Origin of the sequence: Streptomyces sp. NPDC052114 (assembly GCF_040680155.1) — a bacterium.
In the GTDB taxonomy this organism is placed as follows: domain Bacteria; phylum Actinomycetota; class Actinomycetes; order Streptomycetales; family Streptomycetaceae; genus Streptomyces.
Map to the genome: position 1 here is coordinate 834,572 of NZ_JBFAWC010000001.1, position 15,860 is coordinate 850,431.

The following is a 15,860-nucleotide window of genomic DNA, read 5'->3' on the forward strand; positions in this document are numbered from 1 at the left end:
GCGGGAGCGGGGCGGCGAGGGGCCGCCGACGGCGGCCCTCGCCATGGGGGCCGAGGTCGCGGACCGCGTGTTCGCCCCGGATCTGCGCGAACGGCTGGCCCGCAGCGTGCGGTTGGCCCCGGAGCCGCTGTCGGGACCGCTCACGGCGCCCGGGTCCCTGGCGGTGCTCGCCGGGACGGAGATCCTGGTCACGGGCTGGGAGTGCCCGCCGCTCACGCCGGAGATCCTGGCCTCCGCGCCCCGTCTCCGCGCGGTGATCCACGCGGCGGGCTCGGTCAAGCCGATGGTGACGGACGCGGTGTGGGAGCGGGGCATCGTCGTCTCGTCGGCGGCGGACGCCAACGCGGATCCGGTGGTGGCGTTCACGCTGGCCGCGATCACCTTCGCGGCGAAGGGGGCGCTGTCCGCCGCCGCGGGGTACGCGGCCGGGTGGCCGCCGTTCGCCGCGCGGGCCGGGGCGGACGCGCGGGTGATCGGCGTCATCGGGGCGTCGCGGATCGGGCGCCGGGTGATCGCCGCGCTGCGGGCGTCGGACGCGGGGTTCCGGGTGCTGCTCACGGATCCCTACGTCGGTCCCGCGGAGGCGGCGGGGCTGGGGGTGGAGCTGGTGGAGCTGGCCGAGCTCTGCGGGCGCAGCAGCATCGTCACGGTCCACGCTCCCCAACTCCCGGAGACGCGGGGGCTCTTGAGCGAGCGGATGCTGCGGCTCATCCCTGACGGGGGGACCGTGATCAACACGGCGAGGGGGGCGCTGGTGGATACGGAGGCGTTGGCGCGGGAGTGCGGGGCGGGACGGTTGGACGCGTTCCTGGATGTGACGGATCCTGAGCCGTTGCCCGCGGGGCACGTGTTGTTGGGGCTGCCCAATGTGCTGGTGACACCGCATGTCGCGGGGGCGCAGGGGAGTGAGGTGCGCAGGCTCGGGGAGTACGCGGTGGGCGAGGTCGAGCGGTACGTGGCCGGGGCGGGGCTCCGCGGGCGGCTCCTCCGCGAGGACCTGCCCCGCCTGGCGTGACGTTCCGCGTGCGCGGGACCGGGCCCACACTCATCGCCGCGCGGCCCGTGCCAGTGCCCCGCCTGCACCGTGCCGGGAGCCTCCTTCATCGCCGCCCGGCACGGTCCGGCTGCGCCGGGGCTGGAGCCACACTTATCGCTGCCCGGCACCGTGGGCTGTGCCCACCCGTTCCGCCTTGCGGAACGCCTGCCCACAGCGGGAGCGGCTACCCTGCCGGTGCCGCCGCCCACAGCGGAGCGGCACGGTCCCGTCCACCGCAGCGCCGGTGCCCACAGCGGGGGCGGCCACATGCCCACCGCGTCGCCGCCCACAGCGGAGCGGCACGGTCCCGTCCGCCGCGGCGCGGGCGCACCGGCCCCCACCGGGCCGCGGTCGCAGACGCTCCTGAGGGGACGTGGGGGTATGTGCGAACGGAGCACTGAGCGCACGCTGGCGTCTTTGGACTTGGGGCGGGGCGCAGGGATGGCGAGTACGCACATACCCCCGCGGCCCCGCCCCCGGGACGGACAAAGGCGCAGACCCGCCAAGGCGCAGACGCCCACGAGCCCGCCCCACAGGCGAAGCAACCGCGCAGACCGCCAAGGCGCAGACGCCCACGTACCCGTTCCACACGCGGACCCAAGGCGCCCCGCACCCCAAGGCGCCCCGCCCGACTACGGTTTCGCGTTGCGGGACTTCAGCATCGTGGACATCAGGGCGATCTCCGACTCCTGCGATTCCACCATCCCCCGCGCCAGCCTCCGCTCCACCGGCACCTCGCACCGCTTCACGCAGCCCTCCGCCATGTGCACCCCACCCCGGTGGTGCCGCGTCATCAGCTGGAGGTAGAGGACCTCCGCCTTCTTGCCGCTCAGCTTGCCGAGGCGGTCCAGTTCCGTCCGCGTCGCCATGCCCGGCATCAGCGCCCCGTCCTCGCCGGCCGGCATGTCCCCCATGCCCATCCACTCCATCGGCGCCCCCTCCGGCACCTTCGGCAGCTCCCACAGGTCCAGCCACCCCAGCAGCATCCCGCGCTGGTTGGCCTGCGTCTGGGCGATGTCGTACGCGAGGCGCCGCACCTCCTCGTCGTCGGTCCGGTCCCGCACGATGTACGACATCTCCACCGCCTGCTGGTGGTGGACGGCCATGTCCTGCGCGAACCCCGCGTCGGCCGACGAGCTCGCGGGCGTACCGCCCCCCGGGTCGGAGCCCGTGGAGGCCACCGCCGCCGTGATCCCGCCCGCGAGGACCACCACCGCCGCGAGGGATCCGAAGAGCCACTTCGTACGCGCCGTCGCCGTCATCGCGGGCCTTTCGCGCCAACTCACCACTCACGCCGCCTTACTGAGCGAGCCCGTTGGTGCACGCCGCACCCGGCTCCGGGGTCTGCTTGCCCTGGACGTACGTGGAGAAGAACTCCTTGACCTTCGGGTCGTCCGCGCCCGAGACCGTCCGCTGGTGCGCCCACGCGGTCAGCATGACCGGGGCCTTCTGGTCCTTCACCGGGCTCATCAGGGAGTACGGCGTGGCCTTGACCTTGGCCTCCAGCTTCTTCAGGTCGGCCGGCTCCGCCTTGTCGTTGTACGTGACCCAGACGGCACCGTGCTCCAGGGAGTGCACGGCGTTCATCTCGGGGATCGCCTTCTTGTAGACGTCGCCGTTGCAGTTCATCCACACCTGATTGTGGTCGCCGCCCACGGGCGGCGTCATCGGATAGTCCACGGTCTTCGTGACGTGCGTACGCCCGAGTTTGCCCCAGACCTTCTCGCCGTCCTCGGTGACCTTGTACTTCGGCCAGGCCTTCGCGTCGTCCTTCGAGCCGGAGTCGTCGGACGCCTTGTCGAAGAGGAGGAATCCGCCCACGCCGAGCGCCGCGACGACGACCGCGCTGACCGTGATCGTCAGGGCCCGGCCCCGGCGTTCGCGTGCGCGGTCGGCCCGGCGCATCTCCTCTATCCGGGCCTTGCGGGATGCGTTGCTCGTGTTCTTGGCGGAACCCATGGTGTGTCCTTCTGGGGAAAGGGACGGACGGGACGACGAACGAGAGTCCGCTGATCGTAATGGGAGAGCGGGCCCGCACACAGGGCGTCCGTGGGGTTCTTGGGCCCGGTGCCGGATCCGGCCACCGCCCGTCGAGGACCCGCCTTCGCACGCCCGCAAAATTTGAGGCGCGGATGCGCATTATCTAGGCTCGACGTCATGCGGCTCATGCGATCCACCGATCTGGCGCTCCGTACGCTCATGCGCCTGGCCGTGCCGGACGGAACGGCCCCCACGACGCGCGAGGTGGCCGCCGACATGGCGGTGCCCTACACCCACGAGGCGAAGGTCGTCGCCGAGCTCCAGAAGATGGGCCTGCTGGAGGCCCGCCGGGGCCGCGGCGGCGGGCTCGCGGTGACCGAGGCGGGCCGCACGGCGTCGGTCGGCGCGCTGGTGCGGGCCTTCGAGGGCGACGGCGACGTGGTGGAGTGCGAGGGCGCGACACCGTGCCCGCTCAACGCGGCGTGCCGGCTGAGGGGCGCGCTGCGCAGGGCGCAGGAGGCGTTCTACGCGTCGCTCGACCCGCTGACGGTGGCGGACATCGTGGCGGCGCCGACGGGCCCCCTGCTCCTGGACATCACGAAGCGGGGCGACGCGTGAACGCCACCCCGCTCGGCGGTACGTGACCGCCACCCGGCACGGGCGGTATGTGACCGCCACCCCGCAAGCCGGTACGTGACCGCTCCCGTACGAAAGCCCTCCGACTACCCCCGCGCCAGCCAGAGGTCGGGCCCGAACACCTCGTAGTGGATGTCGGCCGCCCCGACCCCGCACACCTCCATGAGCTGCGTCCGCACGGCCCGCATGAACGGCAGCGGCCCGCACAGATACGCCCGCGTGCCGGCCGGCAGCGGGGGCAGCGCCGTCAGGTCGGCGAGCCCGGTCAGCTCCGCGGGGTGGCCCTCGTCCGGCCGCTCGTAGAAGAAGTGCGCGGCGCCGTGCGGGAGTTTGTCCGCGTAGGCCGCGTGGTCGGCGCGCAGCGCGTGCTCGGCGGGGGAGCGGTCGGCGTGCACGACGGTGACGGGGCCGCGGTGCCCGTCGGCGGCGAGCTGGTCCAGCATGGCGATCATCGGGGTGACGCCGATGCCGGCGGAGGCGAGCAGCAGCGGGGCGTCCCGGTCGGCGGGGTCCAGGACGAGGTCTCCGTAGGGGGCGGAGAGCCGCAGCACGTCGCCCTCGCGCACGCGCGCGTGCAGGTGGTTGGAGACCTCGCCCTCGGGCGCCCCGGCACCGGCCGGGACGCGCTTCACGCTGATCTGCCGTACCGGCGAGCCGGTCCCGCCCGCTCCGGAGAGGCTGTACTGCCGTATCTGCCGCGCGCCGTCGTCCAGTCGGACCTGCACGGACACGTACTGCCCCGCGCGAAAGCCCGGCGCGGGCGCCTCGCCGAGGGGACGGAGCTGGAACGTGGCGACATCGGCCGCCTCCTCGATGCGGCCGACGACCTCCCACTCCCGCCAGGTGTCGTGGCCCACGGCGCCCTGCTCGGCGTACAGGCGGGCCTCGACGGCGATGAGGGCGTTGGCCATCAGCCAGTAGACCTCGTCCCAGGCCGCGCCGACCTCGGGGGTGACCGCGTCGCCGAGCACCTCGGCGATGGCGGCGAACAGGTGCTCGTGGACCGTCCCGTACTGCTCGGGGGCCACACCGAGCGAGGCGTGCTTGTGGGCGATGCGGTGCAGCATCGCGTCGGGCCGCTCGTCGGGGTGGTCCACCAGGTACGCCGCGAAGGCCGCGATGGACCCCGCCAGGGCCTGCCGCTGGGTGCCCGCGGCCTGGTTGCCGCGGTTGAAGAGGTCCCGCAGGAGCTCCGGGTGGGCGGTGAAGAGCCGCTCGTAGAACCGCTCGGTGATGTCGCCGATGGCGGCCCCGACGACGGGAAGGGTGGCGCGGACGGTGGCGGCTGACTGCTCGGACAGCAACGGGACTCCTCAAAGCCGGAAGCCGGGGAAGCCGGAAAGGCCCGAGAAGCCGGTAAGGCCGACAGGGGGCCTTACGTCTCCCTTGTCTGTGGATCTGACGGTAGAAAACTTGCATCTAAGATGCAAATTAAGAGGGAGCGGCGGGGGTGCGGGCGGGGCGGGACCGGCCCGCCGTTACAGAGCCGCCCATCAGCAGGCACTATGGGCACAGAGCGGCAAGCGGAGCGGCCCGCGGCCCGGCGCGGAACGCGGTGGCAGGGGGTACGCAACGCGCTCGAAACCGCGGAGTGGGATGCTCGGTGCCCGATGTGTCCCGTTGCGCGGGTGCAGGCGGCCTGACCAGCAAGGATGGGTGGAAGCGGAAGATGGACAAGCAGCAGGAATTCGTGCTCCGTACGTTGGAGGAGCGCGACATCCGGTTCGTACGCCTGTGGTTCACGGATGTCCTCGGCTTCCTGAAATCGGTGGCCGTGGCCCCGGCCGAGCTGGAGCAGGCCTTCGACGAGGGCATCGGGTTCGACGGCTCGGCGATCGAGGGATTCGCCCGTGTGTACGAGTCGGACATGATCGCGAAGCCGGATCCGTCGACGTTCCAGGTGCTGCCCTGGCGCGCGGAGGCCCCCGGCACCGCGCGCATGTTCTGCGACATCCTGTTGCCGGACGGCTCACCGTCCTTCGCGGACCCGCGCTACGTACTGAAGAGGGCCCTGGCCAAGACCTCCGACCTCGGCTTCACCTTCTACACCCACCCCGAGATCGAGTTCTTCCTCCTCAAGGACAAGCCGCTGGACGGCTCGCGGCCCACCCCCGCGGACAACTCCGGCTACTTCGACCACACCCCGCAGAACGTGGGCATGGACTTCCGGCGCCAGGCCATCACGATGCTCGAATCGATGGGCATCTCGGTCGAGTTCAGCCACCACGAGGGCGCGCCGGGCCAGCAGGAGATCGACCTGCGGTACGCGGACGCGCTCTCCACGGCGGACAACATCATGACGTTCCGCCTGGTCATGAAGCAGGTCGCGCTGGAGCAGGGCGTGCAGGCCACCTTCATGCCGAAGCCGTTCTCGGAGTACCCCGGCTCGGGCATGCACACGCACCTCTCCCTCTTCGAGGGCGACCGCAACGCCTTCTACGAGTCGGGCGCCGAGTACCAGCTCTCCAAGGTCGGCCGCTCCTTCATCGCGGGCCTGCTGAAGCACGCCGCGGAGATCTCGGCGGTCACCAACCAGTGGGTGAACTCCTACAAGCGCATCTGGGGCGGCTCCGAGCGCACGGCCGGCGCGGGGGGCGAGGCGCCCTCGTACATCTGCTGGGGCCACAACAACCGCTCCGCGCTCATCCGCGTCCCGATGTACAAGCCAGGCAAGACCGGTTCGGCGCGCGTCGAGGTCCGCTCGATCGACTCGGGCGCCAACCCCTATCTGACGTACGCGGTACTGCTCGCCGCCGGCCTCAAGGGCATCGAGGAGGGCTACGAGCTGCCGCCGGGCGCCGACGACGACGTGTGGGCCCTGTCCGACGCGGAGCGCCGGGCGATGGGCATCGAGCCGCTGCCGCAGAACCTCGGCGAGGCGATCGCGCTGATGGAGCGCAGCGAACTGGTCGCCGAGACGCTCGGCGAGCACGTGTACGACTTCTTCCTGCGCAACAAGAAGCAGGAGTGGGAGGAGTACCGCAGCGAGGTCACGGCGTTCGAGCTGCGGAAGAACCTGCCGGTGCTGTAGGCGTAGGTCAGAGGGCTCTCTGCCCACTTTCACGAAAGGGTCCACGGTCATCGACCGCGGGCCCTTTCGGTTGTCCGGTTACGGCTGGGCCGTCTGTGGGCCGTGCGGCCCCAGGCAGGAGGCTGAGGCGATCTGCATCGCCTGTCCCCAGGGGCGGAGTTTGGGCGATCATTCTTCGCATGGATGCTGGCATAGCTGCGGTGCTGGGAGCGCTCGCAGGTCACGACGGGATGGGTCTCACGTTCCGTGGCCAAGATGCAGATGAGGGTCGAGCTGATCCGGGAGGGCAGAGCCCCTCGCAGAGCCTCATATGAGTCCTTCGCTGCCGCTGCCTTGCGTGACCACCTGGCGCCGTGGATCACTTTCGGTCGTCATTTCCAGCTGCCGTCAGAGACCTCCCCCGGTTCCTGGGACGGTGTGGTCGTCGTGAAGCAGGGGGATTTCAAGGACGGCTTTGTCCCTCGCGCTGTCGAGCTGGCGGACGACGTGAGTCGCTGCGGGCGGGGTGTCATTCTCGACGGTCCGAGTTTGCTCGAGCCTCAAGCGACCAAGGTGATGGAAACGGTTGCGGCAATTACCTCGCCCTTCCGGGGCATGCAGATGCTCGATGCTGCCGCAGACGGTGAGGGGACATCGGCTTATGACACTTCGCGGCTCCCCGAATAGCACGGACGCATGGAAGTACCTCAGGGCGTGCATGCCGTGCTCGCAGGCGGCCTGGTGGCGTTCGCTTGGCTGGGGCTCCGGGATGATGTCGGCCGCCATGAGGGCGGGCTTCCAGAAGCGCGATCCACCCAGTGAGAAGCGCCAGTTGATCATCCGCCATGTCCATGCATCCGATTTCGCCCAGTTGGCACCGTTGGCTCCACCGGTTGCCCAGAAGCTGACGCGGTGACTCTTCGGTGCCAGCAGCAGGAAGGGGCCCCGGCAGGCAGCCAAGAGACTTGGGAGTCGGGTGAGGGGCAGTTCTTCAGCATGGGAGACACCAAAAGTTGCGCGGTCGGCAGACGGAGGCGGAAGGATGCGAGCATGCCCAAGTCGAAGAGTTTCACAGTGTGGTTGAAGACCCATGCCGACTAGCGCAATGCGATCGGGGACCTTGCCCGAGACGTCTCCGCTGATCCCGACTGGCCCTCAAACAAGGGACGACAGGGCCAGCTGGACTACCTCGAAGAGTGTGGCGCGATCACGGAGGCTGTCGGACGCTTGAGCGCGCGTGGACTGACTATGAGGCGTACCGACTGCCCAAGGGGAGCCCTGAGGCGGCCTGGGCGGGCCCCCAGCCCTCCAGGCCGGGGGAGAGAGGGCTCGCCCAAGAGCCTTCCGGGCGCAGGAAGGGCCCTGACATCGACTCAGGCGAACGCTGATGGACAACTGCCAGGCCGGACGGCTGGTGCCAGTCTCAGTTCTAGTGTCGATTGCTGCTCAATCCGGGGCGGTACGCCAACCCATCCGCGAACGATCCTGGACCACACTGGAACAAGCCCGGACAGCTCGTAATGCGTAGGTCTAAGGTTCGATTCTCGAAGGTGGCTCACCTTGGAACCCCTGGTCGGATGCAATCCGACCAGGGGTTCTTTGCGTTCAGCGGTAGATGCGGCGATGCCGGCGGGAGCGGGCCGCGCGGGTGGTGCGGTACATATGTGCTGCTCGCAGACGCCGTACGCAAGGAGATCAAGGCGGGGAGATTGCTATGGAGCTTCCGTCGGAATCTCGGCTGGCCTAGGTGTCGGCATGTGGTCCTGTCTCGTCCGTTTTCTCACTCATGTCCAACGTCCCACGGGACGTGCGCGCCCTCAGATCCTCCCACTTGTGCGGCACGCATGCGACCTTCTGCTGGTGCACAAACGAAGCTAGCCTGTCTCAGATAGTTCACTCAGCTAGCGCGACGCCTGCCGGGATTCCTTGCCTCAAGGATTGCGAGAAGAAGTGCCAAACCCTCTTGCACTCGTATCTCAGAGCGGTGGATTAGTGATTAGGATCGGGGGAAATGTATTAACCCCCAGGGGGATGGAAGGAGCCGACAGGGAATCTCTCGACGGCATAATTTCCCTAGTCCAAGAATGCATGAGTGCTGACCTCAAGATTGCCTTGGTTACCGGCGGAGTCGGCGGGAATGTTTTCCTCGACTGGGCGCGCCACGTCGGATGCTCAGACGCACTTATGAATGACATTGGGTGCTCGTTGATCGATATCGGCGCGAGCATCATGGCCGATCACCTAGCTCGCGCAATTGATAGTCACCCTTGTTGCCCAAGGCCTGCAAAAAATATCCAAGACCTGCGAACTCTTCTGCAGCAATATCACACAGTTGTTAGCAGTTCTAGGATCTCCGGAGCGACGACTAGTGATTCCCTGTCGCTGCTGATGGGCGACGCCCTAGGCTACCCGGTTCTTTCCATCAAGCGTGAACTACCTTTTCGTAGCAGTGCAAGAAACCCCTCGCATGTGCAGGATGATCACACCTGCTATGTAACGGTTTCGGACATCGAGAAAGAAGTCACTGAGAGCGGAATCATAGAGCGCGCAGGCTGGCACCCATCGCTGGACGCTTGGTCTCTGCGGCTAATTCGGCGACCATCAGTGAAGTTGCACTTCACGACTATCGATTCCGTTCTGAATTTCCCACTTCGGAAGCAACTTCTTGAAGTCATGAAGGTGGTTGCGTGATCGATCGTCGTGCCGTTAGGGCTGCGAGAGATTCGGCATTGATTGCAGCATTGTTAGGAATCCCAGCAGGACTACTCTCCGACTCAATATCTGAAGCGCTGTCATCCAGGAAAGCTGACTGGCTTTACGTGTTAACCGTGATTCTCTTCATCGCGCTCTTGGTGTTGATCCGCGTCCTGTTTTCCATAAGGTCAGCAGGAAGGTCATCCGGCACCCCCGTGAGCGCGATAGGGAAGGTAAAACCAGCGGATCGAGTATCCCTGTCCGACGTGATTCTAACGGCGCGCGAGGAAGTTGTTTTTTTCGGCGTCAGCGGAAAGCGCACAGTTACCGAAGATGGATTCAGAAGATCATTGGAGAAATTGGAAAATCGCAACCTAAGGATAAGATTTCTGCTACTCGATCCGTCATGCGATGCTTTCGGTCAACGGGCCCGAGATGAAGGTGAATCGGCAGAGGCTTGGCGGGCGGACATGCAAACGACAATTTCTCGTCTCGCTTCGCACAAGAACAGCTCGAATCTGGACATCCGATTGCGTTTCTCCTCCGCCTACCCAGTTTGGCGCGCCATCATCGTTGACAGAGAGCAAGTGCACGTTAGCGTCTTCCTGCCTGGAAGGCGCGGCACCGAGGCGGATCAGTATTCGATGAAAAAATCCGAAGAGCAAATTGCTCACGCGGTCATTAAGAGCTACCAGTTGGCCTGGAAGCAAGCGCAGGAGGTCACATTATGAACAAGGAGAAGATCCATCAAGCAAAGAATTTCGCACTGTACTCGGAATCCTTTTCGACTCCCAACTCCGGGGAGATTCGCAAGATTTCTTACATCGATCAACCCGGTGTAGCTATCGCCGTTCCGATCCTCCAGGACGGCAGCATTATGCTCGTGGAGCAATGGAGGCCCCTTGTTGGTCAAACCCTATTGGAATGCCCGGGGGGGAAGGTGGAGGCGGGTGAAACTCCGGAAATGGGACTCCGTCGAGAATTGTCGGAGGAAGTTGGCCTCCGTCCCGCAACTCTACGTTCACTGGGTTTTTTCTACTCATCCGTCGGGGCGAGCACGGAAAAGATTCACTGTTTTGTGGCAACCGACTTTTCCCCTGCGGATCGATCGGTAAAGGATAAGGAGCGTATTGTCATGAAAAAGTTCAAGGAAGCAGAACTTCTAGATATCGTGCGCACAACAATCTTGCCGGACGGAAAGACGCAGATTGCTTTGGCATCCTACTTCTCCTCGAAGGGAATGTAGATCGCCTTGCATGCGACGGCAGACCCCTTCATCGACCCGTTCACCAGGGGCTCCTATCCGATGTTAGCCCGACTGACCTCCTCAGTCGGCAGGTCGAAGCAGGCTCAGCGAGGGTTGTGGTGCCCTGCTGCGGCGTCATCATGGTCTGTGAGCGAGCCTCCGGTGATCGGGGCTCTGTGGACCCCACTTCGACTGGCTTCAAAAGGCAGCACGGTGAGCAGGCCAACGCACACCTGCTCTTGATCGAGCCGCTGCGGGTGAGCGGGTCTCGCGCCAAGGCTGTCCTAGTTCCGGGGCCAAACAGGGGGCCATACCTCGCAGCCTGCCGTGTACTCCCCTAGGCACGTATGGACAGAACTCACGACGTCATAGTGGTCAACGAGGGGCCTCGCCAGGTCAAATACCGTCGCTATCGCGTTCGGGACGAAGGAGTCGTGGCCCTGCTCCCACGCAAATGCGCCGTGCAGCGACGTCGAGGCACGGCGCATCTGCGTGGGGGAGCTAGCGATCAGTCAACGTCTGGCTTCTCATCGACCTCATCCGTGTCCGGCTCGTTGGAGTCGATCGTTGCCTGTACCTTGACCGCGAGCTTGGACACCTTCTCCCACTCCCGGTGCGAGCCCAGTGGATGTGCACCAGGTACTTCGGGGGAGTGGCTGGGCTGCATGAGGTGTGTCGAAGCGTCATTGGCGTCGGTGAGGGTGTTCCCCAAACAGGCCTTAGCTGTGAGTAACCGCAGGTCGGAGGGCGCGGTGGCGGCCCGCTGTAAATCTGCCGCTGTCCGCGACGGCGGGTCACTCTGCTCGGGCCGTCTCTGGGCCGTCAAGGGCGACCAACAACGACCGTCCACGACCTTCCGGCCGCTGGTCACGAGGGATGGAATTCTGGTTGCGGCAGGTGGCCACTGGACCTCATCAATTCCTGCGCAACAAGAAGCAGGAGTGGGAGGAGTACCGCAGCGAGGTCACGGCCTTCGAGCTGCGGAAGAACCTGCCGGTGCTGTAGTTCCTGCCAAAGCCGCAGACGCGTCCGCCGGGTTGCCGGTCAGGCGCGGCTGCGGCTTTTTCCTTGGTCGCTCGCGCAGTTCCTCGCGCAGTTCCTCGCGCCCCCTACGGGGCACTCACGATCGCGTCCCGCAAAGACGTCGTCGCCCTCACCCGGTACTCCTGGATCGCCCAGCCGTTGCCGTCCGGGTCCTTGAAGTACATGAACGTGCCGCCGTCCTGCGGCGCGTGCTGCACCGGCTCGCTGACGTCCAGGCCGCGCGCCACCAGCTCCGCGTGCGCGGCCTTCGCGTCGGCGACGCAGAGCTGGAGGCCCTGGTAGGAGCCGGGCGGCGGCGTCGGGCCGTCCATCGTGTCCCAGAGCGCGTCGGCCAGGGCGATGGAACAGCCCGAGCCCGGCGGGGTCAGCTGGACGATGCGCAGGCCCGGCATGACCTCCGTGTCGATGTCCACGTGGAAGCCGAGCTTGTCGCGGTAGAACTCCTTGGACCGTTCGATGTCGCTCACCGGCAGCGGGATCACTTCGAGGGTGTATTCCATGGGCGCAGTACACCAGGCGGTCGGCCGCCTGTCAGCGCTGTCTGCGCCATCCGCGTACTCACCGCGCCGCGTCCCCGAAACGCCACCGCGTCTGGCTGAACGGTTCGCCCTTGCCGAAGCCGAACGCCGTGCGGGGCGCCACCGCGAAGACGTACGCGTGGCCGGGCCCGTGGTGGAAGCAGCCGTCCCGCACCTCGTAGTGCCAGAAGCTGCCGTACTTCTCCTCCCAGGCCGCCGCCAGGCGCCGCAGCCGCGCCTCGTCGGTGATCCGCACCGCCGTGCCCTCCACGACCAGGTCGTAGCCCTTGTCCCAGAGGTTCACGCCGGTGGTCAGGACCGTCTCCGGGTTGGCCGCGAGGTTGCGGGCCTTGCGCTCCTCCGGGCCCGTCGCGAAGTGCAGGGCGCCGTCCAGCCAGACGGCGGGCAGCGGCGTGACGTGGGGGCGTCCGTCGGGGCGCACCGTCGAGATCCAGAACAGCTCGGCCGTCCTCAGCCGGGCCGCTGCCTCCTCCCACGGCGTCGCCTCGGCGCCGGGGCTGCTGTACCTCGCGTCGAGTTCCGTACGCGGTTCTCCGCTCGGCATGGTCCGTCCTTCCGTCGTTCCGTCAAGGCTCCGTGTGAAGGACGGACCGCGCACGCGGGCGGAACTCATCGGTGAGGCCGTAGGCTCGGGGCCAGGAGTGATCGAACGGAGGCGCGAGGCCATGACGGTGCCGCAAGGGCGCAGGAGCAGTACGTTCACGCGGCTGCTGCGGCACGGTTTCACGGACCCGTCCACCGCGGAGCGGCTCCTGGACGACCCCGCGCTGAGCGCCGTCCGCTCCGACCCGCTGCTCCTGGACGCGCTCGGCGCCACCGCCGACCCCGACCTGGCGCTGCTCGGCCTGGTCCGGCTCGTGGAGGGGCAGGAGGACGACCTCAGCCGGCGGGAGCTGCTCGACACCCTCGTCACCGCCAAGCCGCTGCGCGACCGGCTGCTCGGGGTGCTCGGCGCCTCCGAGGCCCTCGCCGACCACCTGGCCAGGCACCCGCGCGACTGGCGGGCCCTGGTCACGTACGAGGCGGCCGACCTGCACCCCGGCGTCGAGGAGTTCGAGCGGGGCCTCGCGGACGCCACCGACCCCGTCCAGCTGCGCGTCTCCTACCGCCGCTGCCTGCTGGCCATAGCGGCCCGTGACGTGTGCGGCACGACCGACGTCGCCGAGGCGGCGGCCGAGCTGGCCGACCTCGCCACCGCGACGCTGCGGGCGGCGCTCGCCATGGCCCGCGCGGCGGCGCCCTCGGACGCCGCGCAGTGCCGGCTCGCGGTCATCGCGATGGGCAAGTGCGGCGGCCACGAACTGAACTACGTCTCCGACGTCGACGTCATCTTCGTCGCCGAGGCCGTCGAGGGCGCCGACGAGGGCAAGGCCCTGCGCGCCGCGACCCGGCTCGCCTCGCACATGATGCGGATCTGCTCCGAGACGAACGTCGAGGGCACCATCTGGCCCGTCGACGCCAACCTCCGCCCCGAGGGCCGCAACGGCCCGCTGGTGCGCACCCTCTCCAGCCATCTCGCGTACTACCAGCGCTGGGCGAAGACCTGGGAGTTCCAGGCGCTGCTCAAGGCCCGCCCCGTCGCGGGCGACCTCACGCTCGGCGAGGAGTACGTCGCCACGCTCGCCCCGCTGGTCTGGCAGGCCGCCGAGCGCGAGAACTTCGTGACGGACGTGCAGAAGATGCGCCGCAGGGTCGTCGAGAACATCCCGGCCGGCGAGGTCGAGCGGGAGTTGAAGCTCGGGCCCGGCGGGCTGCGGGACGTCGAATTCGCCGTCCAGATGCTCCAGTTGGTGCACGGCCGCAGCGACCCCTCGATCCGCAGCGGGTCGACGCTGGAGGCGCTGCACGCGCTCGGTGAGGGCGGGTACGTGGGGCGCGTGGACGCCGTCCAGCTCGACGACGCGTACCGCTTCCTGCGCTCCCTGGAACACCGCATCCAGCTCTACAAGCTGCGCCGCACCCACCTCGTGCCCGAGGACGACGCGGACCTGCGGCGCATCGGCCGCTCCCTGGGGATGCGCACCGAGCCGATCACCGACCTGAACCGCGCCTGGAAGCGGCACACGTCCGTGGTGCGCCGGCTGCACGAGAAGCTGTTCTACCGCCCGCTGCTCGACGCGGTCGCCCAACTCGCCCCCGGCGAGGCCCGGTTGAGCACCGAGGCGGCCCGCGAGCGCCTGATCGCCCTCGGCTACGCCGACCCGAGCGCCGCGCTCAGGCACCTGGAGGCGCTGGCGTCCGGGGTCACCCGCAAGGCGGCCATCCAGCGCACCCTGCTGCCCGTGCTGCTCGGCTGGTTCGCCGACTCGGCGGACCCGGACGCGGGCCTCCTGGGCTTTCGCAGGGTGTCCGACGCGCTGGGCAAGACCCCCTGGTACCTGCGGCTGCTCAGGGACGAGGGCGCGGCGGCGGAGAACCTCGCCCGCGTCCTGTCCGCCGGACGGCTCGCCCCCGACCTGCTGCTGCGCGCCCCCGAGGCGGTCGCCCTGCTCGGCGACGAGCGGGGTCTGGAGCCGCGCGGCCGCGCCCACCTGGAGCAGGAGATCCTCGCGGCGGTGCGCCGCGCGGACGGCGCCGAGCAGGCGGTGACGGCGGCGCGCGGGGTCCGGCGCAGGGAGCTGTTCCGTACCGCGGCGGGCGACCTCATCGGTTCGTACGGCACGGAGGACGGCCCCGCCGAGGAGGACCCGGGCGCGCTGGTGGACCGGGTGGGCGACGCGGTCTCCGACCTGACGGCGGCGACGCTCGCGGGCACGCTGCGCGCCGTGGTCCGCGACGGCTGGGGCGACACCCTGCCGACCCGCTTCGCGGTCATCGGCATGGGCCGCTTCGGGGGCCACGAACTGGGCTACGGCTCGGACGCGGACGTCCTGTTCGTGCACGAGCCGCGCGAGGGCGCCGACGAGCAGGAGGCCGCCAAGGCCGCCGCGAAGGTGATCTCCGAGATGCGCAGGCTCCTCCAACTGCCCTCCGCCGACCCGCCGTTGCTCATCGACGCCGATCTGCGCCCGGAGGGCAGGAGCGGCCCGCTGGTGCGCACCCTCAAGTCGTACGCCGCGTACTACCGCCGCTGGTCGCTGGTCTGGGAGTCCCAGGCGCTGCTGCGCGCCGAACCGGTCGCGGGCGACGAGGAGCTGGGGCGCGCCTTCATCGAGCTGGCCGATCCGCTGCGCTATCCGGCGGAGGGCCTCGGCGACGACGCGATCCGCGAGATCCGCCGGCTCAAGGCCCGCATGGAGTCGGAGCGGATGCCGCGCGGCGCCGACCCGACGCTCCACGCCAAGCTGGGCCGCGGCGGCCTCTCCGACGTCGAATGGACCGTCCAGCTCCTCCAGTTGCAGCACGCCTGGGCCGAGCCCGGCCTGCGCACGACCCGCACCCGCGAGGCCCTCGCCGCGGCCTGCGCGGCGGACCTGATCCCGACCGAGGACGCGGCGACCCTCGACGAGGCGTGGGTGCTCGCGACCCGGGTGCGCAACGCGGTGATGCTGGTCCGTGGCCGCGCGGGCGACACCTTCCCCTCCGACGGCCGCGAACTGGCCGCGGTGGGGCGCTACTTGGGCTACGACCCCGGGCACGTGGGCGACATGCTCGACGACTACCGCCGGATCACGCGCCGGGCGCGGGCCGTGGTGGAGGAGAGGTTCTACGGGGCGTAGGGGGCGGCTTCGGGGG

At 68.5% G+C, this 15,860-nt stretch carries 14 protein-coding genes; 9 read left to right on the forward strand and 5 right to left on the reverse strand.

Annotated features, from left to right (window positions below; all coding sequences use genetic code 11):
• The first annotated feature begins 43 nt into the window (after positions 1 to 43).
• Positions 44 to 1,015: a hydroxyacid dehydrogenase gene (locus AB0L89_RS03540; protein ID WP_365134000.1), complete on the forward strand. Its 972-nt coding sequence runs from the start codon at positions 44 to 46 to the stop codon at positions 1,013 to 1,015.
• 653 nt (positions 1,016 to 1,668) lie between these two features.
• Here AB0L89_RS03540 and AB0L89_RS03545 read toward each other — a convergent pair.
• Both AB0L89_RS03545 and AB0L89_RS03550 read right to left on the reverse strand, forming a co-directional pair.
• Positions 1,669 to 2,298, reverse strand: a complete 630-nt coding sequence (locus AB0L89_RS03545) for a DUF305 domain-containing protein (protein ID WP_365134003.1) — start codon at positions 2,296 to 2,298, stop codon at positions 1,669 to 1,671.
• A gap of 37 nt (positions 2,299 to 2,335) precedes the next feature.
• Positions 2,336 to 2,995, reverse strand: a complete 660-nt coding sequence (locus tag AB0L89_RS03550; RefSeq protein ID WP_365133518.1) for a DUF3105 domain-containing protein — start codon at positions 2,993 to 2,995, stop codon at positions 2,336 to 2,338.
• Positions 2,996 to 3,193: 198 nt separating this feature from the next.
• Here AB0L89_RS03550 and AB0L89_RS03555 point away from each other — a divergent pair, with 198 nt between their 5' ends.
• Entirely contained in the window at positions 3,194 to 3,634 is a 441-nt protein-coding gene (locus AB0L89_RS03555; RefSeq protein ID WP_365133521.1) for an Rrf2 family transcriptional regulator, read from the forward strand.
• A gap of 104 nt (positions 3,635 to 3,738) precedes the next feature.
• Here AB0L89_RS03555 and AB0L89_RS03560 read toward each other — a convergent pair whose 3' ends face one another.
• Positions 3,739 to 4,956, reverse strand: a complete 1,218-nt coding sequence (locus tag AB0L89_RS03560) for a globin domain-containing protein (RefSeq protein WP_365133523.1) — start codon at positions 4,954 to 4,956, stop codon at positions 3,739 to 3,741.
• A 365-nt stretch (positions 4,957 to 5,321) separates the two neighbouring features.
• On the opposite strand from AB0L89_RS03560, the gene AB0L89_RS03565 reads away from it, so the two are divergent.
• From AB0L89_RS03565 to AB0L89_RS03590, 6 genes are all read left to right on the forward strand, one after another.
• Entirely contained in the window at positions 5,322 to 6,683 is a 1,362-nt protein-coding gene (locus AB0L89_RS03565) for a glutamine synthetase family protein (RefSeq protein ID WP_365133526.1), read from the forward strand.
• Positions 6,684 to 7,016: 333 nt separating this feature from the next.
• Positions 7,017 to 7,349 (forward strand): hypothetical protein, encoded by a 333-nt coding sequence (locus AB0L89_RS03570; protein WP_365133529.1) that lies wholly within the window; start codon positions 7,017 to 7,019, stop codon positions 7,347 to 7,349.
• A 1,401-nt stretch (positions 7,350 to 8,750) separates the two neighbouring features.
• Positions 8,751 to 9,353: a hypothetical protein gene (locus tag AB0L89_RS03575; protein WP_365133532.1), complete on the forward strand. Its 603-nt coding sequence runs from the start codon at positions 8,751 to 8,753 to the stop codon at positions 9,351 to 9,353.
• Positions 9,350 to 10,087, forward strand: coding sequence for a hypothetical protein (locus AB0L89_RS03580; RefSeq protein ID WP_365133535.1), 738 nt, complete (start codon positions 9,350 to 9,352; stop codon positions 10,085 to 10,087). Before AB0L89_RS03575 ends, AB0L89_RS03580 begins: the two co-directional genes overlap by 4 nt.
• Positions 10,084 to 10,602: an NUDIX hydrolase gene (locus tag AB0L89_RS03585; RefSeq protein ID WP_365133538.1), complete on the forward strand. Its 519-nt coding sequence runs from the start codon at positions 10,084 to 10,086 to the stop codon at positions 10,600 to 10,602. Before AB0L89_RS03580 ends, AB0L89_RS03585 begins: the two co-directional genes overlap by 4 nt.
• A gap of 897 nt (positions 10,603 to 11,499) precedes the next feature.
• Positions 11,500 to 11,607 (forward strand): glutamine synthetase, encoded by a 108-nt coding sequence (locus AB0L89_RS03590; RefSeq protein ID WP_365133541.1) that lies wholly within the window; start codon positions 11,500 to 11,502, stop codon positions 11,605 to 11,607.
• A gap of 104 nt (positions 11,608 to 11,711) precedes the next feature.
• Here AB0L89_RS03590 and AB0L89_RS03595 read toward each other — a convergent pair whose 3' ends face one another.
• Both AB0L89_RS03595 and AB0L89_RS03600 read right to left on the reverse strand, forming a co-directional pair.
• Positions 11,712 to 12,146 carry a VOC family protein gene (locus AB0L89_RS03595; RefSeq protein WP_365133544.1) on the reverse strand — a complete coding sequence of 145 codons (435 nt, stop codon included), beginning with the start codon at positions 12,144 to 12,146 and terminating at the stop codon, positions 11,712 to 11,714.
• 58 nt (positions 12,147 to 12,204) lie between these two features.
• The gene (locus AB0L89_RS03600) at positions 12,205 to 12,729 is read right to left on the reverse strand and encodes a pyridoxamine 5'-phosphate oxidase family protein (RefSeq protein WP_365133547.1); all 525 of its coding nucleotides are present in this window, start codon (positions 12,727 to 12,729) and stop codon (positions 12,205 to 12,207) included.
• 121 nt (positions 12,730 to 12,850) lie between these two features.
• On the opposite strand from AB0L89_RS03600, the gene AB0L89_RS03605 reads away from it, so the two are divergent.
• The gene (locus AB0L89_RS03605) at positions 12,851 to 15,844 is read left to right on the forward strand and encodes a bifunctional [glutamine synthetase] adenylyltransferase/[glutamine synthetase]-adenylyl-L-tyrosine phosphorylase (protein ID WP_365133550.1); all 2,994 of its coding nucleotides are present in this window, start codon (positions 12,851 to 12,853) and stop codon (positions 15,842 to 15,844) included.
• Positions 15,845 to 15,860: the final 16 nt, after the last annotated feature.